This is a genomic window from Vannielia sp. SX4 (assembly GCF_052828525.1).
Window position 1 is genome coordinate 566,707 of the sequence record NZ_CM128247.1, and the last position, 24,764, is coordinate 591,470.

Here is a 24,764-nt window from a genome sequence, read left to right on the forward strand (position 1 = left end):
AATGGCACTTCTCGACAAGCACAAAATCCTAGAAACCAACGCCACGCTGCTGCTGGTGGGCTCCTTCCTCGTTGTCACCGTGGGTGGCATCGTGGAGATCGCCCCGCTCTTCTACCTCGATAACACCATCGAGGATGTGGAGGGGGTGCGGCCCTACTCGCCGCTGGAGCTGACCGGGCGCGACATTTACATCCGCGAGGGCTGCTATGTGTGCCATAGCCAGATGATCCGCCCGATGCGCGATGAGGTGGAGCGCTACGGCCACTACTCCCTTGCGGCGGAGTCGAAATACGACCATCCGTTCCAATGGGGTTCCAAGCGCACCGGGCCGGATTTGGCCCGCGTCGGTGGACGCTACTCCGACGAGTGGCACGTGGATCACCTGATCGACCCGCAGAGCGTGGTGCCCGAGAGCGTGATGCCGAAGTACGGCTACCTGCTCGACCGGCCCATCGAGGGCGAACATGTGGGCGAGCTGATGGCCACGCACCGCATGGTCGGCGTGCCCTACACTGATGAGATGCTCGAAGCTGCGGCGGCGGACTTTGCGGCGCAGGCCGACCCCGACAGTGACTATGACGGGCTGATCGAGCGCTACGGCGACTCTGCGCAGGTGCGCAACTTCGATGGGCAGGCGCAGCTCACTGAGATGGATGCGCTGGTGGCCTATCTTCAGGTGCTCGGGACGATGGTGGATTTTTCCACCTTCCAGCCCGACGAGAGCCGGTAAGGGAGGGCGCGCGCAATGGATACCTATTCGTGGATGCGTGAACTGGCCGACAGCTGGGTGCTGCTTGCCATGTTCGTCTTCTTCCTTGGTGTCGTGGTCTGGGCCTTCCGACCCGGCAGCCGAAAGGACCATGAGGAGAGCGCCAACCTGATCTTCCGGAACGAAAAGACGCCTGCGGGCGAGGGCCTCGAGGAGGCGAAACAATGAGCAAGAAACCGACGACGCCCGAGAAGGACATTCCGACGACCGGCCACACTTGGGACGGGATTCAGGAATACGACAACCCGATGCCGCGCTGGTGGCTCTGGACCTTTTACGCCACCATTGTCTGGGGCATCGGCTACACCATCGCCTATCCGGCGTGGCCCCTCGTGAAGGGCGCGACGGAAGGGATTTTGGGGTATTCGACCCGCGCCGAAGTGCAGGCCGAGATCGACAGCTTCGACGCGGCCAATGAGGGCATGCGGCAACGGCTGGTTGAGGCCGATCTGAACCAGATCAGCACCGACCCGGAGCTTGCCAGTTTTGCCCAGAATGCCGGTGGGGCCGTCTTCCGCACTTGGTGCGCCCAATGCCACGGTTCGGGCGCCGCGGGGGCCAAGGGATACCCGAACCTGCTCGATGATGATTGGCTCTGGGGCGGCGACATGGAGGCGATCCACTTCACCGTGACCCACGGCATCCGGAACGAGGACGACCCGGATGGTGAGGCCCGCTACTCGGAGATGCCGCGTTTCGGCACCGACGAACTGCTCGAGACAGAGGAAATTGAGCAAGTGGTGAACTACGTGATGTCACTCTCCGGCGCGCCACAGGATGCTTCCAAGGTGGAGGCCGGCAAGGTCGTGTTTGAAGACAACTGCGCCGCCTGCCACGGCGAGGCCGCCGAGGGCGACCGCGAGCAGGGTGCGCCGAACCTCAGTGACGCGATCTGGCTCTACGGCAGCAGCTATGCCGACGTGATGGACTCGGTGAGCAACGCCCGCTTTGGTGTGATGCCCAACTGGAACACCCGGTTGAGCGAGGCCGAGATTCGCGCGGTTGCTGCCTATGTCCACGGGCTTGGAGGTGGCGAGGCAGCTGCCGAATAACACGCGCGGGATAGCCGCAGAGAGGGCCGCCCCGGGAGATCGGGGCGGCCCTTCAGATTTTTATGGCGATCAGTGAGCCGTCATCTCATGCACCACGTCCTCGGAAGAGAGCGAGGAGGGGTAGTAGGTGGGCCAGTTGGTGAGTTCTTCGAGTAGCGCGGCCCGGTCATCGCCCCAGTAGAGGTGGTAGTGATCGGCCTTGCCGGGTGCGATCTTGTGGTCGGAAAACTGGAAGAACCCGGGCGCCCCGGCATCGCCTTCGGTCTTGGCGAAGACGAACCGGACGCCGCGATTGCCCTTTTCGTAGTTCAGGATCTCGTAACCGTCGTAGGTGTAGCGCGCCTGAAGCGGGCCGTTCTCGCCGTGGAAGGTGACGGTGTCACCGTCGATCACGATCCGGTCCACATCGGTGGCATATCCCACCTCGTAATAGGCCTGATATTCTTCGGCGGTCTTGTCGCCGTTCTCCGCCTTGTGCTGCATCACGGCGTCGAGCTTGCCCGAGGTGAGCAGCGGGTAGACCGACTGCCAGTCGCCCGCCCAGTCGGAGAGCGGGCGATCGGCAATCTGGCTGTCTTCAAAGTAGCCTTTGTAGATTTGCTCGGCTTCAGCATCATGGCTGTGATCGTGGTCGTGTTTGGTCTCCGACCAGGCAGGGGCCGCGAGGAGGAGGCCGGCGAATGCCGCGCCGAGGAGGTTGAATTGCATGGTGTGTCCTTCGGGATGATTCGTGATGTTATAACATAACTATCATCGCATACCGCAGGACCCCGGCGGTCTGCAACCGGACCGTAGAAACGCGAAGAGAGCCGCACCGTTCCGCCGATGCAGCTCTCTTGCGTGCCAGTGCAGCTCACATTCAGGCGTCGGGGAACGCAGTGAGCCGCGGGAGCATGTTCCGCCAGGGAGCGGTGGGACGGGCAGATGCCTTTGGGCTCTCGCCAGTCCGGGTGGCCGTGAAGAAGGCCTTTGAAAGAATGTTGAACATATCGCGCCTCCTTTCTGCGCCGGTTGTCCCACTGTTATTGACCTTATTGGCACTTCACGCGAGCTTAATAGAAAGTCAGATGTTAGACATGCTTACAAATGCCGCTCAGAGACCTCCCGCCCCCAGCCATGCTTCGCGCCTTCGCCGCCTTGGCGGAGGCTGGCTCTGTCACCGCTGCGGGGGCCGCATTGGGCGTGACGCACGCGGCGATCAGCCAGCAGATCCGGGCCCTTGAGGCGCATCTTGGCGTGGCGTTGGTCGAGCGTAGAGGCCGGTCAGTGCAGCTTACGGATGCCGGAGAAGAGCTTGGCGCGGCAGTCAGCGGTGGCTTTGCACTGATCGGAGATGCGGTCGCGCGGATCACCGGGCAGGGCGAGGGCCGCCCGGTGCAGATCACGACCACGCCGATGTTTGCCGCCTACTGGCTCATGCCGCGGCTGGCCGGGTTTCGCCAGCGCTTTCCCGAAGTGGAACTGATGCTCAATCCATCGCCCCACCTCGTGCCACTCACGCCGGGCGGGGTGGATATTGCCATCCGACACGGCGCGGGAAACTGGCCGGGCGTGGAAACCGAACTCCTCGTGCCGTCGGAGTATGTGATCGTTGCCGCGCCCGAACTGGTCGAAGGTCGCAAGATTGCCGAGCCGCAAGATTTGCTCGACCTGCCGTGGCTACAGGAATTGGGTACCAACGAGGTGGATGACTGGCTGGCGAGCCACGGGGTAACAGAGGCGCGCGCCCGGCTGCACAGCCACCTGCCTGGAAACTTCGTGCTCGAAGCGGCCAGGCGGGGCGAGGGGCTGGCTGCGACGACGCGGGCGCTGATCGAGGAAGATATCGCGGCGGGGACGCTGAAGGTGCTCTTCAGCCGCGACACGATGAATGAGGGCTACCACATCGTCACGCGCCCCGGCCCCCTCCGCCCGCCGGCGGCCAAGTTGAAAAAGTGGCTGCGGGCGCAAAAAAGCTCCGCCGATTGACCCAGATCAAGGCCGCCGAGTCGGGCGGGGCGTAAAAGGAAGGCATAGCGAGCCAAGGCACCCTCCCTTCCGCTAAGGTTCCGCACTTCCGGCTTGTCCGGATAGGCCCCGGCCCTCCTTCCTGTTCGCGCGTTTCCTTGGAAGGGTCGGGGCCAAAGTGCATCTGCTCCTCCCTCAACCCAGCGCGAAAATCCGCAGTGCAGAGTCAGCTTTTGATTCAGGTCAAAGCCGCGCCGGCGCACCGGTGACATTCATGATGCGGGATATAAGCGCGAAAGGGCGTGAGTCGTGAGCACGGTCGAGCCGGAAGAACCAAAGAGCCTCTATGCGGCGCGAGAGCCGATCTTTCCCCGCCGGGTGAAGGGCAGCTTTCGCAACCTGAAATGGGTCATCATGATCGTGACCCTCGGGATCTACTACCTCACCCCGTGGCTCCGTTGGGACCGTGGCCCCAACCTGCCCGACCAGGCCGTGCTCGTCGACCTCGCCAACCGCAGGTTCTTTTTTTTCTGGATAGAGATCTGGCCGCATGAGTTCTATTTCATCGCGGGCCTGCTGATCATGGCGGGGCTGGGGCTGTTTCTCTTCACCTCGGCGCTGGGGCGGGTCTGGTGCGGCTATGCCTGCCCGCAAACGGTCTGGACGGACCTCTTCATCCTCGTCGAGCGCTGGATCGAGGGGGATCGCAACGCCCGCCTCCGCCTGCACCGGCAAAAAAAGCTGGACCTGCGCAAAGCAAGGCTCCGCGCCACCAAGTGGGCTGCATGGTTGCTCATCGCGCTCGCGACCGGCGGGGCCTGGGTCTTCTACTTCACCGATGCGCCGACCCTACTGCGCGACCTCGTGACGCTGAGCGCTCATCCGGTGGCCTACACCACGATCGGCGTTCTGACGGCGACGACCTTCGTGTTCGGCGGGTTCATGCGCGAGCAGGTCTGCATCTACATGTGCCCGTGGCCGCGCATTCAGGGCGCGATGATGGACGAGAACACGCTGACCATCGGCTACCGCGATTGGCGCGGCGAGCCGCGCGGCAAGGCACGCGATCCGAGCGCGGGGGACTGCGTGGATTGCATGGCCTGCGTGAACGTCTGCCCGATGGGGATCGACATTCGCAACGGCCAACAGATGGAGTGCATCACCTGCGGCCTTTGCATCGACGCCTGCGACGAGATGATGGACAAGCTCGGCCGCAAGCGCGGCTTGGTGGCCTACCTCGCCATCTCTGACGAGGAATGGGAGACGACCGGGAACGCGGCAAAGAGCGTGTGGCGGCATCACATCTTTCGGCCCCGGACGATGCTTTATACCGCGCTCTGGTCGCTGGTGGGCATCGCGCTCGTCGTCGCTCTGTTCATCCGGGACGACATCAGCCTCACCGTCGCACCGGTACGCAACCCGGTGTACGTGACCCTCTCGGACGGGACGATCCGCAATACCTATGAGCTGCGCCTGCGTAACAAGCACGGCGAAGACCGGCGGTTCGGCATCGCGATCACCGGCGATCCGGCGCTGCGGGTGGCGATCGAAGGCACGCCCTATGGCTCGGTCATGGTGCCGGCCGATGAGACCATGCTGCAACGGGTTCACGTGCTGGCCCCGGCGGGGTCGGAGGCGGCGCAGGGCGACCTCACCGAGTTCCGGTTCTGGGTGGAGGACCTGAGCAATGGGGACCGAGTCCACAAGGACAGCACATTCAACGGAAGGGGAGAGTGACGATGGGCGAGATTACCGGACGGCAGGTGTTTGCGGTGACGGCGGGGGCCTTTGCCGTGATCATCGGGGTGAACCTCGTGATGGCTTACAAGGCCGTCAGCACTTTTCCGGGATTGGAGGTGAAAAACAGCTATGTCGCCAGTCAGGAGTTTGACCGCAAACGCACAGCGCAACAGGCGCTGGGTTGGACGGTCGCGCCGAACTATGAAGCGGGGCGGCTCGCCATTGCGGTGAACGGCCCCGAGGGGCGCCCGGCAAAGCTTGAGGGCTTCGCAGTGCAGGTTGGGCGCACCACCGAGCGGCAGCATGATGTCGAGCCGGAGTTCATCCACGAGGCCGGGCGCTTCGTGGCGCCGATCGAGCTGGCGCGCGGGCGCTGGGAGTTGCGGGTGAAGGCGCGGGCTGAGGATGGCACCCCCTTCGAGCAGCGGCTCATTCTGACGGTGAAGGGCTGAGATGGACGGAACCCTTGAGCGCGGCGGCCTCGCGGCCTGCCCCGCCTGCGTGGCGCTGCCCAACGTGGGTGATGTGGCGGGCGGCGCGGCGGAGAAGGAACTGCTGATCTCGCTGCCCGAAATTCACTGTGCCGCCTGCATCAGCGGGGTCGAGAGGGTTCTGGCCGCCCAGCCCGGCGTGGCCTCGGCCCGGGTGAACCTCACTTTGAAGCGCGCGACGGTCGAGGCGGAAGAGGCGGTTCAACCGGGCGCCTTGGTGGCAGCGCTCGGTGCGGCGGGCTTCAAGGCGCAGGAGTTGGACGCCGGGCTGTTGAGCAGCACCGAGGCAGACAGGGCAGGCCGCGACCTGCTGATGCGTCTTGCCGTGGCGGGCTTTGCGATGATGAACGTGATGCTCCTCTCGGTTGCCGTCTGGTCCGGGGCTGATGGCGCGACGCGCGACCTGTTCCACTGGATCAGCGCTGCCATCGCCTTCCCCGCCGTGGGTTTCGCTGCGCGGCCCTTCTTTGCCTCCGCCTCGGTGGCATTGAAGGCGGGGCGGCTCAACATGGACGTCCCGATCACGCTTGCGATCCTGCTGGCGCTGGGCACCTCGCTCTATGAGACGATCCATTCCGGCGCTCACGCCTATTTCGATGCCGCCCTCTCGCTCACCTTTTTCCTGCTGGCCGGTCGCTACCTCGACTACCGCACCCGTGCGGTTGCCCGTTCGGCGGCGGAGGAGCTCGCGGCGCTGGAGGTGCCTCGCGCCCTGCGGCTCGTGGATGGCGCGGAGGAGACCGTGGCGGTGGGGGAGCTGGCGGTGGGTGACACGGTGCTGGTGCGCCCCGGTGGCCGGATGCCGGTGGACGGGGTTATCGTGGAAGGCGCGTCCGAGTTGGATCGGGCGTTGCTGACCGGGGAGACCCGGCCCGTTGTGGCCGTGGTAGGTCAGCAGGTCTGCGCCGGCGAGGTCAACCTGACGGGCCCGCTGACCGTGCGCGTGACTGCGGCGGGCAAAGACAGCTCGCTCCACCGCATGGCCGATCTGGTGGCCGTCGCCGAGAGCGCGAAGAACAAATACACCTCACTGGCCGACCGCGCGGCGGCGCTGTACGCACCGGGTGTCCATATCCTTTCTGCCCTGGCCGGGATTGGCTGGTATCTGGGCACGATGGATGCCCGCGTGGCGCTGAACATCGCGGCTGCCGTGCTGATCATCACCTGCCCCTGCGCGCTTGGTCTCGCCGTGCCTGCCGTTGTTACCGCCGCGTCGGGCAAGCTCTTTCGCAAGGGGCTACTGATCAAGGACGGTACCGCGCTGGAACGGCTGGCAGAGGTTACTCACGTGATTTTTGACAAGACCGGCACGCTCACTATGGGCACACCGGAGCCGGTGAATCTGTGTGACATTTCTGAGCGGGAAAAGCGGCTGGCGCTTTCACTGGCGATGGGCTCGGCCCACCCGCTGGCGGTGGCTCTCACCGGAGCGCTCAGGAGCGAAGGTGTCTTGCCGTTGCCGGTGGAGGGCCTACGGGAGGTGCCCGGTTACGGCACCGAAGCACGTTGCGAGGGCAGGGTGGTGCGGCTTGGCCGGGCCGAATGGGTTGGTGCCGAGGCGGGCGATGAAACATCGACCTGGCTGTCGGTGGCAGGGGAGGCCCCCGTTGCCTTCACCTTCGCAGATGCGCTTCGCCCGGGTGCGGCTGAAGCCGTGGCAGCTTTGAAGGCCGCCGGATGCGAGGCTGAGCTGCTCTCGGGCGATGCGCCGAGCGCGGTGGCACGCTTTGCGGCCGCACTCGGGATCGACTCCTACCAAGCGTGTGTGCTCCCGGCGGAAAAAGCCGCTCGGGTGGAAGCATTGCAAGCCGGGGGCGCAAAGGTGCTGATGGTGGGCGATGGGCTGAACGATACCGCGGCGCTCGCTGCCGCGCATGCCAGCGTCAGCCCGGCAACGGCGCTGGACGCAGCCCGCGTGGCATCTGACATCGTGCTGCTGGGCGAGAGCGTAGCGCCGGTGGCCGAAGCGGTGACAATGGCCCGCAAGGCGGTGAAACGAATCCGCGAGAACTTTCAGATCGCGACGGCCTACAACGTCATCGCGGTGCCGCTCGCCGTGGCGGGCATGGCAACGCCGCTGGTGGCGGCGCTGGCGATGTCGGCCAGTTCGATCACCGTCTCGCTCAACGCCCTTCGATTGCGGTAGGGTCGGCGCATGGAAATTCTCGTCTACCTCATCCCGATCTCGCTGATCCTCGGTGGAATCGGGCTTGGCGCTTTCTGGTGGGCGGTGCGGAGCCGCCAGTTTGATGACCCGGAGGGCGACAGCCAGCGCATTCTATCCGACGAGTGGGACGATCACCCGAGGCCGTAGAAGCCTAGAATCGGTCAGAACAAACTGCCCCTGAAAACGAGTGCGCCCGGCAGATTGCTCTGCCGGGCGCGTCCCTCGTTTATGCTTCTGGTTCAGCCCTGGCCGGGCTCGAGTGCGGTGCAGGTCGTGCCGCGGGCCTCGAGGCGGGCGCAGGCGAGCTTGGCCTTGTCGGCGGAGAGGCCGACGAAGATCGCCTCGAACCCACCCTTGCGGTTGTTCACCTTGCGCAGGCTGCCGTCGAGCGTTTCCATCTCTTTCAGCGCGGTCTTCAGCAGAACCTTCTCCGCGGAGAAGCGGGAGGGGTACTTGCCGAGCGAGATCGCCCAGAGCTTGCCGCCGGAGGTGGAGGCGCGGGTGATCACAACTGGCTCTTCCGGCTGGGTCCGCGCCGGTGCGGCGACCGGCAGAGCGGCCGGGGCCGGGTCTGCGGATGCAAGCTGGACGGTTTCAGCCTCGGGGGCGCTGCGCTCGGGGCGCGGTTTGGGCAGAAGGGCGCGCGAGAGGGCGGGGCCGCCTGCGGCCACGAAGGTGCCCGGCTCTTCGGCCACGGCCATCTCAAGGTCGCCCGCGCTGCCCGGCACTTCGCCCGGCTCGGCTTCGGGGCGGGCGGTGGGGCTGACGGCGGCCAGCATCACCTGCTCGGGGGCCACATCGGCCTTTTCCGGCTCACCCTTCAGTTCGGCGAGCGCCTCGGCGACCTGCTCTTCGTTCTCGAGGTTGCCCTCGGGGGCTGCACTGGCGAGCTTGACCGGCTCTGCAGGCGCCACCTCCACCTTTGCCTCGGCGGCAACCGCGGCCACGGCGGCATCAATCTCTTCGGAGAGCGCGGCCAGCAGCATCTCATCGGTGCTCTCGGCCTCCGGCGTCGCCGGCTCCGAGCCCGGACGGCGGCGGGGGCGAATAGAAAGCTGGACCGTGCCGCTCACGCGGATCGTCTTACCCTTGTAAATGCCATCGCCGGTCTTTGGCGCGGGGGTCGGCTCCTCCAGCATGGCGGTCATGACCGGGGCAGGGCCAGTGTCATCACGGGTGTAGGCCGGCCTTGCGGGCTTGCGAACGGCCACCTGAGAGGGGGCCCTGCGAAAGCCGAGATCGAGCAGTTCGGCCACCTTGGCGTTGCGCGTGGCAGAGCTGCGGCCGCCGAAAACGGTGGCGATGATACGCTCGCTGCCGCGCTCGGCAGAGGCAACGAGGTTGAAGCCGGCGGCACGGGTGTAGCCCGTCTTGATGCCATCGGCGCCCTTGTAGGCGGAGAGCAGGCGGCGGTTGGTGTTGTTCACCGTCTTGCCCATGGTCGAGGTGCTCATGCGCGAGAACAGGTTGTAATAGTCCGGGTAGTCGTAAAACAGGTGACGGCCCAGCTTGGTCATGTCGGAGGCGGTCGACAGATGGCCCGATTCGGTGAGGCCGTGGGCGTTTTTGAAGGTGGTGCGCGACATGCCGAGCGCGGCGGCGGTGCGGTTCATCCGGCGGGCAAAGGCGGCCTCGGAGCCGGAGATGCCTTCACCGATAGCCGTGGCGGCATCGTTGGCCGATTTCACCGCGGCGGCGCGGATCAGGTAACGCAGCTCGACCTTTTGGCCGGCGCGCAGGCCGATCTTTGAGGGCGGCTCAGAGGCGGCCTTCTGCGAGATCAGGATCTTGCTGTCGAGCGAAAGCTCGCCGTGCTCCACCGCCTGAAAGGCGATGTAGAGGGTCATCATCTTGGTCAGGGACGCGGGGTGCAGCCGGGTGTCGGCATTGCGCGAATGCAGCACCTCGCCGCTGCGTGCGTCGATCACCATTGCCGCGTAGGGTGCCGCGTTTGCGCGCAGCGAAATGCCCAGAAGCGTGATGAGAAATAGTCCGATGAAGAGGCCAAAACGGCCCCTGTGGGAGAGCGTGCTCACGTCGCTTGCCTTTTACTGCCTCAGGCTGCCGGATTTTTCCGGTCAGCAATTTTTGTATTGATTTGATACCACGCTAGCACAGGAATTTTCGTGCGAAAACAGGGCATTTTCGTGGTTTTTTAAGGTTGCAGCGATGCCACATGCGCAACATCTAGCGTGGGGCTCGGGGCCGTTCCGCTAGATGCGTTATCCGATCTCGGCGACGAGTGCCGGAAGTTTGCCCAAATCGGCAATTTCGCGGAACCGGGTTTGCGTACGGGGAGGGTCGGCGTGCTCCAGTGCCCATCCGAGGTCATGCGGTACGAAAATGCCCCACGCACCGATGTCGATTGCCGGCAGAACATCGGATTTCATCGAGTTTCCGACCATCATCGCCTGACCCTCGCCATGACCGGCGAAGATTCGGGCGTAGGTGTCAGGGGTCTTGTGGCTGACAATCTCGACCGAGTCGAAGAGATCACCGAGCCCCGATTGCGCCAGTTTGCGCTCCTGATCCAGCAAATCGCCTTTGGTGATGAGCGCGATTCTGTGGCTGCCTGCGAGGGCCTCGACCGCCTCGCGCGCGTGCGGGAGCAACTCTATCGGGTGCGAGAGCATCTCCTGCCCGGCGGCGAGTATCTGGCTGATCACCTCGCCGGGCACCCGGCCTTCGGTGACCTCCAGCGCGGTCTCGATCATCGAAAGCATGAAGCCTTTGATTCCGAATCCGTAGTGCCCGATGTTGCGTTTTTCGGCCTCCAGCAGGCGCGCATCGAGATGTCCCGGCTCGGCGAAATCGGCCAGAAGCTCAGCGAATCTCTCTTGGGTAAGCTGGAAAAACCGCTCGTTGTGCCAGAGCGTATCATCGGCATCGAAGCCGATCATACGGAGGTTCTGCGACGTTGTGCCGGGCATTTTGCGCGTTTCTCACCGTTCGCACCCTTTTCAGGGCGGGTATGGGCCATATATAACGGCCCCGATATCCCTTGCACCAGACCGCCAGACCGGAGCGCCATGCGCCTTGAGCCCATCACGATGTCGCAAGACGACGAAGACGACGCCATTGGCGGCGATCCGTCGATTGCCCTCAAGACACGGCCCAAGACCAAGAAGCCGCCGATGTACAAGGTGCTGCTTCTGAACGACGATTACACGCCGATGGAGTTTGTCGTTCATGTGTTGGAGCGGTTCTTCAACATGACCCACGCGGAGGCGTTCGAGATCATGCTGGCTGTGCACAAGAAGGGTCTTGCCGTGGTCGGCGTGTTCAGCCACGAGGTGGCCGAAACCAAGGTGGCCCAGGTGATGGACTTCGCCCGGCGGCACCAGCACCCGCTGCAATGCACGATGGAAAAGGAGTAGGGCTGCGGCCCTCCCGGCAATGACTTCCCGATTGAAAATGGCGCTCGATGCGGGCGCGGCGACCCTGCCAGAGGGCCGGATTGCGGTGTTTCGCCCCGGCGCGAGCGAAAGCTGGCTGCCCGAGGGCGCTGAGGTGATCACCGGTTTCTACCCTGATCATGCAGCCTGGACAGCGCGGGGCTTTGATGTGGCCCGCAGCCCCGAGGGCACCTACGCAGGCGCGGTGCTGTTCGTGCCGCGCGCCAAGGCTCTGGCGCGTGATCTGCTGGCGCAGGCGGCCGCACTGGGCGGCCCGGTCGTGGTGGATGGTGCCAAGACAGATGGGGTCGAGAGCCTGTGGAAAGCGGCCCGCAAGCAGGGCGAGGCTTCGGAGGCCTTCTCGAAGGCGCATGGCAAGGTCTTCACGGTCACCGGCGGCGATTTTTCTGCATGGCGGCTGGCGGAGGGCAACGAGGCCGAGGGCGGATGGATGACCGCGCCGGGCGTTTTCTCTGCCGATGGGCCGGATGCGGGCTCCGTGTTGCTGGCCGAGGCTCTGCCAGCGCAAATGAAAGGCCGCGTGGCGGATCTTGGAGCTGGTTGGGGCTACCTTTCCGCCGCCGTGTTGGAGCGCGAGGGCGTGACGGGTGTGGAGCTGGTGGAGGCCGAATGGGCCGCGTTGGAGGCCGCACGCAGCAATGTGCCAGACCAGCGCGCAACCTTCACTTGGGGCGACGGTACCCAGCCGCTTGCCGAGCCGGTGGACCATGTGGTGATGAACCCGCCCTTCCACCCAGCCCGCACCGCAGACCCGGCGCTCGGGGCCTCCTTCATTGCCTCTGCCGCCGCGTCATTGAAGCCCTCGGGCAAACTCTGGATGGTCGCCAACCGCCATTTGCCCTATGAGGCTGCCCTCTCGGCTCACTTCGGTGAGGTGAAGGAGATCGGCGGCGACACGCGCTTCAAGCTCTTCTCTGCCGCACGGCCCGCTCGCCAAGGGCGCAGATAGACACTAAGCTTCGGCCCGATTGGCCGTGATGAAGGATCGCACATGAGCTTTTCGATCAAGGGCAAGAGCTGCATCGTGACCGGCGCCAGCCACGGGCTGGGCCTTGCCATCGCGCGTCACTTCGCAGAGCGCGGTGCCTATGTGATGGCGGCTGACAGCGACGACAAGCGGCTCGCAGAGGCTCTGGCGGCAGATGCCGAGGCCGAAGACAGCCGCCTGCGTTACTTTGCCGGTGACCTTCGCCAACGGCTCGCGCAGGCCAACCTTGTCTCCGCCACCATCGACGCCTTCGACCGGGTCGACGTTTTGGTGAACGCTTATCGCATGGTCCTACCCTCCAAGCCGGGAAACCCGGATGAAGACGCGGTGGAGGAACTGTTGCAGCAAAACCTGCTCACGGCGCTGCGGATGACCCAGCTCGTCTCCAAGCGTTTTGTGAAGCAGGCGGAAGGCAGCGAAGATGAAGGGGGTGTGGGCTGCGTGATCAACATGAGCTCCATCGCCGCCCGGCGCACCCACCCACGGCTGCTAGCATACTCCGTATCCACCGCGGCGCTGGACCAGATGACCCGCTCGATGGCCGTGGCCCTCGCACCCGACCGGATCCGCGTGAATGCGGTGAGCTTCGGCTCAGTGCTCACCACCTCGCTGAACCAGGCCATGAACGACAACGAGGGCTATCGCGAGGATATCGTGAGCCACACCCCGATGGGCCGCATTGCGCAGCCCTCCGAGGTGGCCGAAGTCGTGCAGTTCCTGGCCTCCGAGAGCGCGGGCTTCATCACCGGTCAGGTGGTGACGATGGACGGCGGCCGCTCGCTGGTAGACCCGGTGGGCGCACCAGCGCACTGAGTGCCTTTCGGGTGTATTCCGGCCTCAGCCTTTGGTGGCAATCCGGCGGTCGATGGCATCCCAGATCTGCCCGGCGACATTGATGCCGTCAAACCGCTCCAACTCCTGAATGCCGGTGGGCGAGGTCACGTTGATCTCGGTGAGCCATTCGCCGATCACGTCGATCCCCACAAACACCTGCCCGCGCTCCCGCAGGAGCGGCCCGATGCGGGCGCAGATCTCGCGATCGCGATCGGTCAGATCCACCTTCACCGGTTTGCCGCCGACGTGCATGTTGGAGCGGGTCTCGCCCTCCAGCGGCACCCGGTTGATCGCACCAACCGGCTCGCCATCCACAAGAATCACCCGTTTGTCGCCTTTTGAGACCGCGGGCAGAAACTTCTGGGCGATGAGCGGCTCCCGGTTGATGCCGGAGAAGAGCTCATGAAGCGAGGCAAGGTTGCGGTCGTCCGGGCCGAGGCGAAACACGCCGGCCCCGCCGTTGCCGTAGAGCGGCTTTACGATGATGTCGCCGTGCTCTGCCTTGAACGCCTTCAGCGCATCTAGGTCTCGGGCGATCAGGGTGGGGGGCGTCAGGTCGGGGAAATTCAGGACCAGAAGCTTTTCGGGGCTGTTGCGCACCCAGAACGGATCGTTCACCACCAATGTCTTGCCGCCGATCTGCTCGAGCAGATGGGTCGTGGTGATGTAGCCCATGTCGAACGGCGGATCCTGCCGAAGCCAGACCACATCCATCTCGGCAAGGTCGATCTCAGCCATTTCGCCAAGGCTGAAGTGATCGCCTTCGACGCGGCGAACCTCCAACGGCCAGCCTTGGGCGACAACCTTGCCCTGCTTCCAAAACAGTTTGTCCGGGGTGTAGTAGAACAGCTCCCATCCCCGCGCCTGTGCCTCTTCGGCAATCCGAAAGCTGCTGTCGGCGTTGATGTTCACGCTGCCGATCGGATCCATCTGAAAGGCGACCTTCATCGCACACCCCCTCAAGCTTTTGCTCCTTTCTCATGGCGGAGCAGGCAAGGAGTTGCAACGGCTCAGGTGCAGAGCGCCCCTTCGAGAATGCGCAACTCGCCACGGGCGTTCACCAGAGCGAGGTCAAAGCGCATCGGGGTTGAGAGGGCAGTGGGGTACCGGCCCACATATTCGGATGCTGCGGCCATGATGCGGGAAACCTGCTGCGGTGTGATGGCTTCGGCAGCGCTGTCGAAGGTGCGGCTTTGTTTGACTTCGATAAAAACCACCGTGTCCGGCGCTTCGGCCACGATATCGATCTCGCCACCCTCGCCCCGCCATCTGCGCTCGGCGATTCTCAGGCCCTGTGCTTCGTAGTGAAGTGCAACGGAGTCCTCGGCCATGCGCCCTGCATCGTAATTGCGCCGTCCGCGCTGGCGGCGTGCAGGGTTTGGGGCAAGGTCAAAGGGCATCAACTGTCTCCATCAGAGCGGGCAAGTTCAAGCGCCCGCTGATACATCTCACGCTTCGGCCGCCCGTATGCGGCGGCCACCTCGGCGGCGGCATCCTTGACCCTGAGCCGCGCCATTGCCGAGCGTAGCGCTGCATCGACAGCCTCCGGATCGGCCTCTGCAGCCTCCGCCCGGCCAAGGATTATTGCGATCTCCCCGCGGGGCGGGTCGTCATCGACCGAGGCAAGCAGCTCGGCAAGCGAGCCCCGGCGCACCTCTTCGAACTTCTTGGTCAACTCGCGGGCAAGCGCTGCCGGGCGGTCCGTCCCTGCATGGTCGCAGAGAAGGTCTAACAATCCCCTAACGCGCTTGGGGGATTCGTAGAGGATCACCGTGGCCTCCATCGAAGCGACCTCTTCGATGAATTTCTTGCGCGGACCGCCAGACGAGGGCGGGAAGCCGACGAAAGTGAAGCGGTCGGACGGCAAGCCTGAGAGCGTGAGCGCCGCAATGGCAGCCGAGGGGCCGGGGGCGGTAGTCATGTAAATGCCGCGTGCGGCGGCCTCTCGGCTCAGGGCAAATCCCGGGTCGGCCACCAGCGGCGAGCCGGCTTCGCTTACGTAGGCCACGGAGGCCCCGTCTGCGGCGAGCTTCAAAAGCCCGTCCCGCGCGGCTGGCGTGGAATGGTCGTGATAGGCAATCAGCCTGCGCCCGGCGAGCGGGACGCCATGCAGCTCCAGCAGCTTGCGGGCCGTGCGGGTATCTTCGGCGGCGATGACCTCTGCCGAGGCCAGCACATCCAGCCCCCGCAGCGTAATGTCACGCGCCGAGCCGATGGGGGTGGCCACGAAATAGAGGCCCGCCGCGAGCGGGGTCTTGCGCCAGGCTGGTCCTCCCGAAGGCTCAGACATTTACTTGGCTCCCGCAGATGTTAGAATTGTTCGAACCCGGCTGTTGACACCGAAGCCCCGAGGCTCTGAAGGAGTATCCCATGTTCGCCGTCTTGACGACACCCCGCCGCCTGGCGGCCAAGATCCTTGCCGTTGGCGCCATTGCGCTTCTGGCTGCCTGTGACCCGGCGGCGCTTGGCGGTGTTGGCGGAAACTCCGGACCGAAGATCGACGCAAGCCGCGCCGTTCCGGTGGCGCTTCTGGTGCCGGGCGGCTCCGGGCGCTCGGGCGATGACGTGTTGGCCAAGGCGCTCGAAAACGCGGCGCGCCTCGCCATAGCCGATCTCGACGGTGTGCAAATCGACCTTCAGGTCTACAACACCGCCGGCAATGCGGCGACCGCGGCGCGGCAGGCGCAGGCCGCCGTGGATGCCGGTGCCAAGATCATCCTCGGGCCGGTTTACTCCGAAGCGGCCAATGCCGCCGGTGTGGCCGTGGCCGACGAGGGCGTGAACGTGCTGGCCTTCTCCAACAACCCGGAGATCGCGGGCGGCAACGTGTTTGTCCTCGGCCCGACTTTCGAGAACACCGCCAACCGGCTGGTCTCCTATGCCCGGCGTCAGGGCAAGGGCAACATCTTCACCGTGCACGCCCGCTCGGTCGCCGAGGAAATCGGCCGCGACGCCATTGCAAAGGCGATTCGGAACAGCGGTGCCAGCAATGCAGGCTCCGTCTCGTTCGAACTGAGCCAGCAGGGGCTCGTGGCGGCCGTCCCGAACATCGTTGCACAGGCCAAGGCCTCGGGCGCGACCTCGGTGTTCTTCACCTCCACCAATGACGGTGCAATGCCTTTCCTTGCGCAGCTGTTGCCCGAGGCTGGCCTCTCGCCGTCGGCGACCCAGTTCATCGGGCTTGGCCGCCTCGACATTCCGGCCGAAGCACTGACCCAGCCTGGCCTTCAGGGCGCGTGGTTCGCCCTGCCGGATAACAACCTCTACACCAGCTTCCAGAACCGTTACGCTGCCCGCTTCGGCGGCAGCCCGCACCCGATCGCCGGCCTCGCCTTCGACGGGATCGCCGCAATCGGTGCCCTCGTCGAGCGCCGCGGCGCCGATGCGCTGACCCGTGGCGCCCTGACCCAAGGTTCGGGCTTTGTCGGCACCGGCGGTATCTTCCGCCTCCGCGGCGACGGCACCAACCAGCGTGGCCTCGCCATCGCCCAAATCCGCAACAATCAGGTCGTTGTCATTGACCCAGCCCCAAGAAGCTTTGGCGGAGCCGGTTTCTGACCGGCAGCCTGCCAGCCCGCACCTGCCAGACCCGATCACCCCTTCCGGCGCGCTCCTGTGCCCGCCGGAAGAGATCATCGACCCTGCAGTCCTAGCCGAGGCCATAGAGGCCGAGTGCCGGGATGCAGGCGGCGATGCCATGGCACTGCGCGGCCTCATCACCCGGCACCTGAACGGAGCGGCAAAGTCCGGTCGGGCGAGCATTGGCGCGGCCTTCGAGGCCCACCCGCTGCGCGCCCGGGAGATGGTGCATGCCTATGCCTACCTCACCGACGGGCTTGTGGTGACAGCCTTCTGGGCCGCCCGGCGCTTCTTGCACCCGCTGCCCAACCCCACCGCTTCGGAGCGGCTCGCGCTCTGCGCAGTAGGCGGCTACGGCCGCGCCGAGATGAGCCCGCAGTCGGATGTCGACCTGCTGTTCCTCACGCCGTACAAGATCACCCCTTGGGCCGAGAGCGTGATCGAGAGCACGCTCTACATCCTGTGGGATCTTCACATGAAGGTGGGTCACGCCAGCCGGACGGTGAAAGACTGCCTGCGCCTTGGCAAGCAGGACTACACGATCCGGACCTCCTTGATCGAGTTGCGCTTTCTCGCCGGTGACAAGGCGCTGGAGGCGGAGCTTCACACCAAGCTCCATCAGGGCCTCTTTGCGGGCACCGGAAAGGAGTTCATCGAGGCCAAGCTCGACGAGCGCTCCGAGCGCCACAAGAAGCAGGGCGGCCAGCGCTACATGCTGGAGCCCAACGTGAAAGAGGGCAAAGGCGGCCTGCGTGACCTTCAGAGCCTGTTCTGGATCGCCAAATACATCCACCACGTCGACAAGATCGAAGATCTCGTGCCGCTTGGTGTCTTTGCCCCCGAGGAATATTGGGCCTTCGAACAGGCCGAAAACTTTCTTTGGGCGGTTCGCGCGCATTTGCACCTGATCGCCGGTCGCCCTGCCGACCAGCTGACCTTCGACATGCAGATCGAGGTTGCCGAGCGGATGGGCTATGCCGACAGCCCGGGCCGCCGGGGTGTTGAGCACTTCATGCAGGACTATTTCCGCCACGCGACGATGGTCGGCGAGCTGACCCGCATCTTCCTCACCGCGCTTGAGGCCGATCACGCCAAGCAGTTGCCGGGCCTCATGGGGCTGCTTCGTCGCCGCAAGGTGAAGCCCGGATATGCCGTGCGGCAGAACCGGCTCGACGTGAAGGATGAAAAGAAGTTTCTGGCAGACAAGCTGAACCTGCTTCGGATATTCGAAGAGGCTCTGCGCACCGGCTTGCTGATCCACCCCGATGCGATGCGGCTCATCACTGCCAATCTGGACCTGATCGATGATGACATGCGAGGCGACAAGGAGGCCGCCCGAATCTTCCTCGATCTGCTGGTGAAGCATGGCAACCCGGAGCGGGCGCTGCGCCGGATGAACGAGCTTGGCGCGCTCTCGGCCTTCATCCCCGAGTTCGCCCCGATCGTGGCGATGATGCAGTTCAACATCTACCACAGCTATACGGTTGATGAGCACACCATCCAGTGCATCAGCCAGCTCGCACAGATCGAGCGTGAGGAACTGGTGGAAGACCTGCCAGTGGCCTCTCGCATCCTGAGGAAGGGCGTGAACCGCAAGGTGCTCTATCTGGCGCTGCTGTTCCACGATATCGGCAAGGGCCGGGAGGAAGACCACTCGGTGCTTGGTGCCAAGATCGCCCGCGCCGTGCTGCCCCGCTTTCACCTCAAGCCGCGTGAAGCGGAAGATGTGGAATGGCTCGTGCGCTACCACCTGCTGATGTCGGACATGGCGCAAAAGCGTGACCTCTCCGATCCCCGCACCATCCGCAGCTTTGCCCGTGCCGTAAAAACCAAGAAACGGCTCGATCTGCTTACCGTGCTCACGGTCTGCGACATTCGCGGCGTTGGCCCGGAGACGTGGAACAACTGGAAGGCCCAACTGCTGCGCAACCTCTACCGGCAAACCGCCGACGGGCTCGAGAATGGGCTGGAGGACCTGAACCGTGACAAGCAGAGCGCCGAGGCGCGGCGTGAGCTGCGCGAGGCTCTAGAGGGCTGGGACAAGGCCGATGTGCGTGCCGAGCTGGCGCGGCATTACGACCCCTATCTACAAGGCCTCTCGACCCAGACGCAGGTGATCATCGCCGGGTTGCTGCAGGGGCTTGGGGATGACGAGATTCGCATCGACCTCACCCCGGATGACGACCGCGATGCCACCCGGGCCACCTTTGCCTTGGCCGACCACCCCGGTATCTTCGCCCGCATCGCCGGGGCCTTGGCGCTCGTGGGGGCCAACGTGGTGGACGCCCGGACCTATACCACCAAGGACGGCTACGCGACGCCGGTGTTCTGGATTCAGGACGCCGAGGGCAACCCTTACTCTGCGGGCAAACTCGACCGGCTCCGTGCCATGATTTCGCGCACGCTGAAGGGCGAGGTTCTGGCCCGCGCCGAGCTGACCAAGAAGGACAAGTTCAAGAAGCGCGAAAAGAGCTTCCGCTTCCCCACCACGGTCAGCTTCGACAACGAGGGCTCGGAGATTTACACCATCATCGAGGTCGACACCCGCGACCGACCCGGCCTGCTCTACGATCTTGCCCGCACCCTCTCGGAGCGGAACCTGCAAATCGCCTCCGCGGTGATCGCCACCTATGGCGCGCAGGCCGTCGACAGCTTTTACGTGAAAGACATGTTCGGGCTGAAGATCCACTCGGAGAGCAAGCAGAAGGCGCTAGAGGCGAAGCTCAAGGAGGCCGTGCAGGCGGGGACTGACAGGGCAAACGGGTAGGGCGGGCAATCTCCATTCCCCCGGCCTTCCCGCCCCTGTATGATCGCGCCAAAACGAACCGAGCAGCGCCATGCAACCCATTCGCCTGATCAAGGGCTTTCTGACCGTCGGACTCTGGACGCTGCTCAGCCGCGTCATGGGGTTTGCCCGCGATATCATCATCGCTGCGAGGCTGGGCGACGGGCCGGTGGCAGAGGCCTTCGTGGTCGCCTTCACCTTGCCCAACATGTTTCGCCGGTTTTTTGCCGAAGGCGCCTTCAATCTCGCCTTCATTCCGATCTTCTCCAAGAAGCTCGAGAGCGGCGATGACCCGCAGGGGTTTGCCCGCGATGCCTTTGCCGGGCTGGCGGGCGTGCTCATCGTGTTCACCCTGCTGGCGCAGCTCATCATGCCTTGGCTGGTGCTGGCGATGGCCTCAGGATTTGCCGAGGATGAACGGTTCGATCTTGCCACCACTTTCGGGCGCATCTGTTTCCCGTACATTCTCTTCATCTCACTGGCGGCCCTGCTCTCGGGCGTGCTCAACGCCACAGGCAAGTTCGCGGCTGCCGCCGCTGCGCCGGTGTTGCTGAACGTCATCCTCGTCGCGGCCATGCTTACAGCCTCGGCACGTGGCTGGGACTTTGGCCTCACGCTCTCCTGGGCGGTGCCAGTTGCGGGCGTGGCCCAGATGGCGTTGGTGTGGGTCGCGGCCTCCCGTGCGGGGTTCCGGCTGGTGCCGCGAATGCCGCGGATGACGCCCGAGTTGAAGCGGCTCGCGATCATCGCCGCTCCCGCCGCGCTGGCGGGCGGGGTGCTGCAGGTGAACTTGCTGGTTAGCCGTCAGGTCGCCAGTTTCTATGACGGGGCGATCCAGTATCTGAACCTCGCGGATCGGCTCTATCAGCTCCCCTTGGGGGTGGTCGCCATCGCCATTGGTGTGGTGCTTCTGCCCGAGCTGTCCCGCCGCCTTGCCGCGGGGAATGAACAGGCCGGGCGCGACGGGTTCAACCGCGCGACGGAGTTCGCGCTGGTGCTGACTGTGCCCGCTGCCGTAGCGCTGGTGCTGGTCGCCGGGCCGATCTGCTCGGTGCTCTACCAGCGCGGCGCGTTCGATGCCGAGGCCGCCGAGGCGACGGCGCTGGCCACTGCTGCCTATGGGCTCGGGTTGCCTGCCTTCGTACTGCAGAAGGTGCTGCAACCGCTCTACTACGCCCGCCATGACACTCGCCGCCCGATGAACTACGCGCTCGTGGCGATGGTGGTTAATGCAGTGGCTGCCATCGGCCTTGCTCTTACCTTCGGGTTCGTCGGCGCGGCGCTGGGCACCACGGTCGCGGGGTGGGCGATGGTGCTGCTGCTCTGGCACGGGTCGCGCAAGATGGGCGCGGCGGCGCAGGTGGACGCGCGGTTGCTCGCCCGGCTGCCGCGAATCGCGCTATCGGCTGCGCTGATGGGGGCGGTGCTATTGGCGACTGAATGGGCGCTGGGCGAGGCGCTCTACACGGCAGGCGTCCGATACTGGGCGTTGCTGGCTCTGGTGATGAGCGGAATCGTCAGCTACTTCGCCGCAGCCCACGTCACAGGTGCGCTGCGGTTGAGCGAGTTGAAATCCGCCATGCGGCGGCGCGGAAGCGCGGAGCGCTGATATCAAGCTCATTGATGGGTGTCGTAAAAACAATTCATTTCTGTTGGATCAGCGCAGGGCTTACATTGGCGGTATCCCTAAAAGGAACGCCCCATGACCGTCACCGATATTGCTTCTCCCGCCCATAGGCTGCCGCGCCCACGGTTTGTGACTACCGAGCATCTGCCCAGCCTGATCGTCGCCCTCGCCATTGGCGTGATGCTCGGTCTCTTCATTGCCAATGCACCCGACTACGCGGCGCGGCTTCAGGCATCACAAGCCGCTGAGGCTGCTCAGCCGACGCCGGAGTGGCATGGCAATGTGCGTCGCTCGGTGGTTCAGCCGTAAGGCGCCATCCAGCGACTCAACTCTCGCGGAACGCCTTGTTGAAGTAATCTGTCAGCGGCTTGACCAGATAGGCCAGCGGGCTGCGATCTTCCGTCCGAATGAAGCTCTCCACCGGCATGCCGGGCAAGATCGCCTTGCCCGCCAGCTTGCCCATCTCGCCCTCGTTCAGGCGAATCTCGGCGCGATAGAAGGTGGATTGGCTGCGCTCATCGGTGAAGGCATCGGCGGAGACCTGCATCACCTTGCCGGAGAGCTCCGGCGTGGTGCGGCTGTCGAAGGCTGGAAAACGCAGAACCGCATCCTGCCCTACGTAGACCTGATCGATGTGGATCGGCTGGACCCGCGCGGCGATGACCAGCGGCCTGTCCTGCGGGATGAGGTAGAGCACCGGGTCGGCGGGGCGGATGACCGAGCGGGGCGTGTTGACCGTCAGCCCGTAGACGACGCCGGCCACGGGTGCCCGGATATCGAGCCGTGAGAGGCGCACGTTCAGCGCCTGCCGCCGTTCCATCAGCTCGGCTTCCTGCGCAGAAATATCCCGCAGTTGGGTGATCGCCTCCTCGCGTCTGTCGGCGGCGAGCTTGAGAATCTCAATATCCAGCTCGGTGATCCGACCTTCGGCCTCGGCACGGGAGGCGCTCAGCCGACCGATCTCGCCTGAAAGCCGCGCCTGTTCGCGCTCCAGCGTCAGCACCTTGTCATAGCTCACCAAACCCCGGTCGAAGAGGCCGCGCTGGGTTTCGAGCTCTTTCTCGATCAGTTCGAGCTGGCGAGTGAGCGAGGCGCTCTGGGCGTCGATCCCCTCCACCTGATTGTCGATCTGCCCCTTCCGGCGGGCCAGTTGCTCGGCTTCCTTGGCGAGCGACTCCTTACGGGCCTCGAAGAGCCGGGACTGGCCCTCGACCATTTCGGCAATCTCCGGCCAGCCTTTGGCCCGGTCCGACAGCTCCTTGGCGAACTCCAGCGCCTCGGCCTCGTCCCGCTCGGCACGCAGCCGGGCGGCGCGGGCCATGATCTCGAAGAGCTGGCCCTCCACGATGGCCAGTTCGGAGGTGAGTTCTGAGGCATCGAGTTGGATCACCACTTCGCCGGCGGCAACGATATCGCCCTCGACCACGAGCACCTTGTCGACCACCCCGCCATCTGGGTGCTGCACAATCTGCCGGTTCTGCTCCACCTCGATCTGGCCGCTGGCAATGATAGCGCCGGAGATGTTGGAGAAGGTGGCCCATGTGCCAAAGCCGCCGATCAACAGCAGCAGGGCAATGAAGCCAAGAATCAGCGGGCGACGGGCGGAAAGGTTCATGTCACGCCTCCCTTGCCGGTAGAGCGCGAAATTTCGGCGTGGTTCTTCACCATCTGCTTCATCACCTCATCACGCGGGCCAAAGGCCTTTCGCAGACCGCCATCCAGCACCATGAGCACGTCGCACTCCTGAATCGCGGCGGGGCGGTGGGCCATGATCAACACCGAATTCTTGGCGGCCTTCATGGCGCGGATCGCCTTGTTAAGGGCCTCCGAGCCGTCATTGTCGAGGTTGGAGTTGGGTTCATCCAGCACCAGAATGACCGGGTCACCGTAAAGAGCGCGCGCCAACCCGATGCGCTGCACCTGCCCGCCGGAGAGCCGGCCACCTGCGGCGGCGACATGCGTGTCGTAGCCGTTCGGCAGCTTAACGATCATGTCGTGTGCCGCGGCCTTTTTGGCGGCGGCAACGACGGCCTCGGCGTTGGGCTGGGGCGACAGCCGGGCGATGTTCTCGGCAATGGTGCCCTCGAACAGGGTGACCCGCTGCGGCAGGTAGCCGATGTAATGGCCAAGCGTGTCCGGGTCGTATTGGTCGAGCGAGGCTCCATCGAGCCGGATGCGCCCGCCCGCGGTGGGCCAGACACCGGTGAGCGCGCGCGCCAGCGTGCTCTTGCCAGCGCCGGACTGCCCGATCACCCCCATTGCTTGGCCCGGTTCGAGCCGGAAGCTGATCATCCGCAACGAAGCCTGGCTCTCGCCGGGCGGCACGACGGTGGCCTGGCTCACATCGAGCAAGGCACGCGGCGTAGGCAATTCGGTGCGGGGTTTCTCGGCCTGCACGGCGGTAAGAAGCTGGCCAAGCGATTTCCACCCCTTGGAGGCGCGGCTCGCGGTTTCCCACTGGCCGATGAGTTGCTCGATGGGGGCAAGGGCGCGGCCGAGCAGGATGGAACCTGCAATCATTTGCCCTGCCGTCAGTGAGCCTTGGAGAACGAGATATGCCCCGAGTGCGAGCATGGCCGATTGCAGAAAAAGGCGCAGGGTGCGGGTCGTGGTGCCATATCCGCCTGCCCGGTCGGACGCCACCAACGCGCGGTCGGACGATGCCTGCCTTGCGTTCTGCCAGCGGACAAAGGTGGAGCCGCGCATGCCGAGAGACTGGATGGTCTCGGCCTCGGTGCGCATCTGGTCGGCCATGCGCTCGGTGGCTTCGCGTTGGCCTGCGGCCTCAAGTGCGGGGCGACGGGTGCGGGTCTGGTTCAGCAGGGTTACGGCCACAAGCACCGCGCCTCCGCCGACCGCAAGCAGCCCCAGCGCGGGATGAAAAAGGAAGATCGCGGCAATGAAGAGCGGTGTCCACGGCGCATCGAAGATTGCCAGCAGGGTGGGTGAGGCGAAGAACCGCTGCACGCTGTCGAGGTCGCGCAACCCGCTCGCGGCCAATTCATTGCCGGGTGAGCGGCTCTCGGCGGCCAAAACCGCCGAAAACACGCGCCCCTCCACGTCGCGCTGAAACCGCGCTGCGACCCGCGCCATCACCCGGCCCCGGGCATAATCGAGCAAGCCCATCATCAGGAACAGGAAGGCGACCAGAACGAAAAGGGCGGCCAGCGTTTCTTCAGACCTTGAGCCAAGAACCCGGTCGTAGACCTGCAACATGAAGAGCGGGCCGGTGAGCATCAGCAGGTTGACGAAGATCGAGAACAGAAAGACCGAATGAAACAGGCCACGTGCTTTGGCGCGGGCGGCGCGCAGCTCGGCCAGCCCTTTTGCCGTATCGGACATGCGCATATCCGTCGCTCTCCTTCTCCC

Annotated in this window: 23 protein-coding genes; 15 read left to right on the top strand and 8 right to left on the bottom strand. The window is 64.8% G+C overall.

Going from position 1 to position 24,764, the window contains the following annotated elements:
• Position 1: 1 nt before the first annotated feature.
• Genes ccoO through ccoP form a run of 3 tightly spaced genes read left to right on the top strand, consistent with a single transcriptional unit; the run spans position 2 to position 1,821 of the window.
• Positions 2 to 730, top strand: coding sequence for a cytochrome-c oxidase, cbb3-type subunit II (ccoO, locus tag ACUXVX_RS02850; protein ID WP_222471172.1), 729 nt, complete (start codon positions 2 to 4; stop codon positions 728 to 730).
• A gap of 15 nt (positions 731 to 745) precedes the next feature.
• Positions 746 to 937, top strand: a complete 192-nt coding sequence (locus tag ACUXVX_RS02855) for a cbb3-type cytochrome c oxidase subunit 3 (RefSeq protein ID WP_140012816.1) — start codon at positions 746 to 748, stop codon at positions 935 to 937.
• Positions 934 to 1,821, top strand: a complete 888-nt coding sequence (gene ccoP, locus ACUXVX_RS02860) for a cytochrome-c oxidase, cbb3-type subunit III (RefSeq protein ID WP_446310282.1) — start codon at positions 934 to 936, stop codon at positions 1,819 to 1,821. Before ACUXVX_RS02855 ends, ccoP begins: the two co-directional genes overlap by 4 nt.
• Before the next feature lie 69 nt (positions 1,822 to 1,890).
• Here ccoP and ACUXVX_RS02865 read toward each other — a convergent pair whose 3' ends face one another.
• Entirely contained in the window at positions 1,891 to 2,529 is a 639-nt protein-coding gene (locus ACUXVX_RS02865) for a ZinT family metal-binding protein (protein ID WP_446310283.1), read from the bottom strand.
• Between the two features lie 408 nt (positions 2,530 to 2,937).
• On the opposite strand from ACUXVX_RS02865, the gene ACUXVX_RS02870 reads away from it, so the two are divergent.
• From ACUXVX_RS02870 to ccoS, 5 genes are all read left to right on the top strand, one after another.
• Entirely contained in the window at positions 2,938 to 3,789 is an 852-nt protein-coding gene (locus tag ACUXVX_RS02870) for a LysR family transcriptional regulator (protein WP_446310284.1), read from the top strand.
• Between the two features lie 288 nt (positions 3,790 to 4,077).
• Entirely contained in the window at positions 4,078 to 5,505 is a 1,428-nt protein-coding gene (gene ccoG, locus ACUXVX_RS02875; RefSeq protein WP_446310285.1) for a cytochrome c oxidase accessory protein CcoG, read from the top strand.
• Between the two features lie 2 nt (positions 5,506 to 5,507).
• The gene (locus ACUXVX_RS02880; protein ID WP_446310286.1) at positions 5,508 to 5,960 is read left to right on the top strand and encodes a FixH family protein; all 453 of its coding nucleotides are present in this window, start codon (positions 5,508 to 5,510) and stop codon (positions 5,958 to 5,960) included.
• A 1-nt stretch (position 5,961) separates the two neighbouring features.
• Complete coding sequence (locus ACUXVX_RS02885) at positions 5,962 to 8,145, top strand: heavy metal translocating P-type ATPase (protein ID WP_446310287.1); 2,184 nt, start codon at positions 5,962 to 5,964, stop codon at positions 8,143 to 8,145.
• A 9-nt stretch (positions 8,146 to 8,154) separates the two neighbouring features.
• Positions 8,155 to 8,313 (top strand): cbb3-type cytochrome oxidase assembly protein CcoS, encoded by a 159-nt coding sequence (ccoS, locus tag ACUXVX_RS02890; RefSeq protein WP_222471164.1) that lies wholly within the window; start codon positions 8,155 to 8,157, stop codon positions 8,311 to 8,313.
• A gap of 92 nt (positions 8,314 to 8,405) precedes the next feature.
• Here ccoS and ACUXVX_RS02895 read toward each other — a convergent pair whose 3' ends face one another.
• Complete coding sequence (locus tag ACUXVX_RS02895) at positions 8,406 to 10,097, bottom strand: D-alanyl-D-alanine carboxypeptidase family protein (RefSeq protein ID WP_446311500.1); 1,692 nt, start codon at positions 10,095 to 10,097, stop codon at positions 8,406 to 8,408.
• 291 nt (positions 10,098 to 10,388) lie between these two features.
• Complete coding sequence (locus tag ACUXVX_RS02900; RefSeq protein WP_446310288.1) at positions 10,389 to 11,096, bottom strand: HAD family hydrolase; 708 nt, start codon at positions 11,094 to 11,096, stop codon at positions 10,389 to 10,391.
• Positions 11,097 to 11,216: 120 nt separating this feature from the next.
• Here ACUXVX_RS02900 and clpS point away from each other — a divergent pair, with 120 nt between their 5' ends.
• From clpS to ACUXVX_RS02915, 3 genes are read left to right on the top strand one after another with little or no spacing between them, the layout of a single operon-like run.
• The gene (gene clpS, locus ACUXVX_RS02905) at positions 11,217 to 11,543 is read left to right on the top strand and encodes an ATP-dependent Clp protease adapter ClpS (RefSeq protein WP_410001098.1); all 327 of its coding nucleotides are present in this window, start codon (positions 11,217 to 11,219) and stop codon (positions 11,541 to 11,543) included.
• 37 nt (positions 11,544 to 11,580) lie between these two features.
• Positions 11,581 to 12,531 (top strand): methyltransferase, encoded by a 951-nt coding sequence (locus ACUXVX_RS02910; protein ID WP_446310289.1) that lies wholly within the window; start codon positions 11,581 to 11,583, stop codon positions 12,529 to 12,531.
• A gap of 42 nt (positions 12,532 to 12,573) precedes the next feature.
• On the top strand, positions 12,574 to 13,383 hold the full coding sequence (locus ACUXVX_RS02915; RefSeq protein ID WP_446310290.1) for an SDR family NAD(P)-dependent oxidoreductase: 810 nt from the start codon (positions 12,574 to 12,576) through the stop codon (positions 13,381 to 13,383).
• Positions 13,384 to 13,407: 24 nt separating this feature from the next.
• On the opposite strand, the gene gshB is transcribed toward ACUXVX_RS02915, so the two are convergent.
• From gshB to rsmI, 3 genes are all read right to left on the bottom strand, one after another.
• Entirely contained in the window at positions 13,408 to 14,352 is a 945-nt protein-coding gene (gene gshB, locus ACUXVX_RS02920; RefSeq protein WP_446310291.1) for a glutathione synthase, read from the bottom strand.
• A gap of 62 nt (positions 14,353 to 14,414) precedes the next feature.
• Positions 14,415 to 14,804 carry a YraN family protein gene (locus ACUXVX_RS02925; protein ID WP_446310292.1) on the bottom strand — a complete coding sequence of 130 codons (390 nt, stop codon included), beginning with the start codon at positions 14,802 to 14,804 and terminating at the stop codon, positions 14,415 to 14,417.
• Positions 14,804 to 15,694 carry a 16S rRNA (cytidine(1402)-2'-O)-methyltransferase gene (gene rsmI / locus ACUXVX_RS02930; RefSeq protein ID WP_446310293.1) on the bottom strand — a complete coding sequence of 297 codons (891 nt, stop codon included), beginning with the start codon at positions 15,692 to 15,694 and terminating at the stop codon, positions 14,804 to 14,806. The genes ACUXVX_RS02925 and rsmI overlap by 1 nt, the downstream gene beginning before the upstream one ends.
• An 80-nt stretch (positions 15,695 to 15,774) precedes the next feature.
• On the opposite strand from rsmI, the gene ACUXVX_RS02935 reads away from it, so the two are divergent.
• From ACUXVX_RS02935 to ACUXVX_RS02950, 4 genes are all read left to right on the top strand, one after another.
• Positions 15,775 to 16,962, top strand: coding sequence for an ABC transporter substrate-binding protein (locus ACUXVX_RS02935; protein ID WP_222495999.1), 1,188 nt, complete (start codon positions 15,775 to 15,777; stop codon positions 16,960 to 16,962).
• A complete protein-coding gene (locus ACUXVX_RS02940) occupies positions 16,922 to 19,750 on the top strand; it encodes a [protein-PII] uridylyltransferase (protein WP_446310294.1) in 2,829 nt (942 codons plus the stop codon). Before ACUXVX_RS02935 ends, ACUXVX_RS02940 begins: the two co-directional genes overlap by 41 nt.
• A gap of 70 nt (positions 19,751 to 19,820) precedes the next feature.
• The gene (gene murJ / locus ACUXVX_RS02945; protein ID WP_446310295.1) at positions 19,821 to 21,377 is read left to right on the top strand and encodes a murein biosynthesis integral membrane protein MurJ; all 1,557 of its coding nucleotides are present in this window, start codon (positions 19,821 to 19,823) and stop codon (positions 21,375 to 21,377) included.
• Positions 21,378 to 21,470: 93 nt separating this feature from the next.
• Entirely contained in the window at positions 21,471 to 21,704 is a 234-nt protein-coding gene (locus tag ACUXVX_RS02950; RefSeq protein ID WP_446310296.1) for a hypothetical protein, read from the top strand.
• A 16-nt stretch (positions 21,705 to 21,720) separates the two neighbouring features.
• On the opposite strand, the gene ACUXVX_RS02955 is transcribed toward ACUXVX_RS02950, so the two are convergent.
• Together ACUXVX_RS02955 and ACUXVX_RS02960 are read right to left on the bottom strand one after the other, a co-directional pair.
• Complete coding sequence (locus ACUXVX_RS02955; protein WP_446310297.1) at positions 21,721 to 23,010, bottom strand: HlyD family type I secretion periplasmic adaptor subunit; 1,290 nt, start codon at positions 23,008 to 23,010, stop codon at positions 21,721 to 21,723.
• On the bottom strand, positions 23,007 to 24,743 hold the full coding sequence (locus tag ACUXVX_RS02960; protein WP_446310298.1) for a type I secretion system permease/ATPase: 1,737 nt from the start codon (positions 24,741 to 24,743) through the stop codon (positions 23,007 to 23,009). Before ACUXVX_RS02960 ends, ACUXVX_RS02955 begins: the two co-directional genes overlap by 4 nt.
• Between the last annotated feature and the right edge of the window lie 21 nt (positions 24,744 to 24,764).

What these genes read in the sequence shown, in the direction of transcription:
- ccoO (WP_222471172.1), top strand. Translation starts at nt 2, where the DNA reads ATGGCACTTCTCGACAAGCACAAAATCCTAGAAACCAACGCCACGCTG.
- ACUXVX_RS02855 (WP_140012816.1), top strand. Translation starts at nt 746, where the DNA reads ATGGATACCTATTCGTGGATGCGTGAACTGGCCGACAGCTGGGTGCTG.
- ccoP (WP_446310282.1), top strand. Translation starts at nt 934, where the DNA reads ATGAGCAAGAAACCGACGACGCCCGAGAAGGACATTCCGACGACCGGC.
- ACUXVX_RS02865 (WP_446310283.1), bottom strand. Translation starts at nt 2,529, where the DNA reads ATGCAATTCAACCTCCTCGGCGCGGCATTCGCCGGCCTCCTCCTCGCG.
- ACUXVX_RS02870 (WP_446310284.1), top strand. Translation starts at nt 2,938, where the DNA reads ATGCTTCGCGCCTTCGCCGCCTTGGCGGAGGCTGGCTCTGTCACCGCT.
- ACUXVX_RS02880 (WP_446310286.1), top strand. Translation starts at nt 5,508, where the DNA reads ATGGGCGAGATTACCGGACGGCAGGTGTTTGCGGTGACGGCGGGGGCC.
- ACUXVX_RS02885 (WP_446310287.1), top strand. Translation starts at nt 5,962, where the DNA reads ATGGACGGAACCCTTGAGCGCGGCGGCCTCGCGGCCTGCCCCGCCTGC.
- ccoS (WP_222471164.1), top strand. Translation starts at nt 8,155, where the DNA reads ATGGAAATTCTCGTCTACCTCATCCCGATCTCGCTGATCCTCGGTGGA.
- ACUXVX_RS02895 (WP_446311500.1), bottom strand. Translation starts at nt 10,097, where the DNA reads ATGGTGATCGACGCACGCAGCGGCGAGGTGCTGCATTCGCGCAATGCC.
- ACUXVX_RS02900 (WP_446310288.1), bottom strand. Translation starts at nt 11,096, where the DNA reads ATGCCCGGCACAACGTCGCAGAACCTCCGTATGATCGGCTTCGATGCC.
- clpS (WP_410001098.1), top strand. Translation starts at nt 11,217, where the DNA reads ATGTCGCAAGACGACGAAGACGACGCCATTGGCGGCGATCCGTCGATT.
- ACUXVX_RS02910 (WP_446310289.1), top strand. Translation starts at nt 11,581, where the DNA reads ATGGCGCTCGATGCGGGCGCGGCGACCCTGCCAGAGGGCCGGATTGCG.
- ACUXVX_RS02915 (WP_446310290.1), top strand. Translation starts at nt 12,574, where the DNA reads ATGAGCTTTTCGATCAAGGGCAAGAGCTGCATCGTGACCGGCGCCAGC.
- gshB (WP_446310291.1), bottom strand. Translation starts at nt 14,352, where the DNA reads ATGAAGGTCGCCTTTCAGATGGATCCGATCGGCAGCGTGAACATCAAC.
- ACUXVX_RS02925 (WP_446310292.1), bottom strand. Translation starts at nt 14,804, where the DNA reads ATGCCCTTTGACCTTGCCCCAAACCCTGCACGCCGCCAGCGCGGACGG.
- rsmI (WP_446310293.1), bottom strand. Translation starts at nt 15,694, where the DNA reads ATGTCTGAGCCTTCGGGAGGACCAGCCTGGCGCAAGACCCCGCTCGCG.
- ACUXVX_RS02935 (WP_222495999.1), top strand. Translation starts at nt 15,775, where the DNA reads ATGTTCGCCGTCTTGACGACACCCCGCCGCCTGGCGGCCAAGATCCTT.
- murJ (WP_446310295.1), top strand. Translation starts at nt 19,821, where the DNA reads ATGCAACCCATTCGCCTGATCAAGGGCTTTCTGACCGTCGGACTCTGG.
- ACUXVX_RS02950 (WP_446310296.1), top strand. Translation starts at nt 21,471, where the DNA reads ATGACCGTCACCGATATTGCTTCTCCCGCCCATAGGCTGCCGCGCCCA.
- ACUXVX_RS02955 (WP_446310297.1), bottom strand. Translation starts at nt 23,010, where the DNA reads ATGAACCTTTCCGCCCGTCGCCCGCTGATTCTTGGCTTCATTGCCCTG.
- ACUXVX_RS02960 (WP_446310298.1), bottom strand. Translation starts at nt 24,743, where the DNA reads ATGCGCATGTCCGATACGGCAAAAGGGCTGGCCGAGCTGCGCGCCGCC.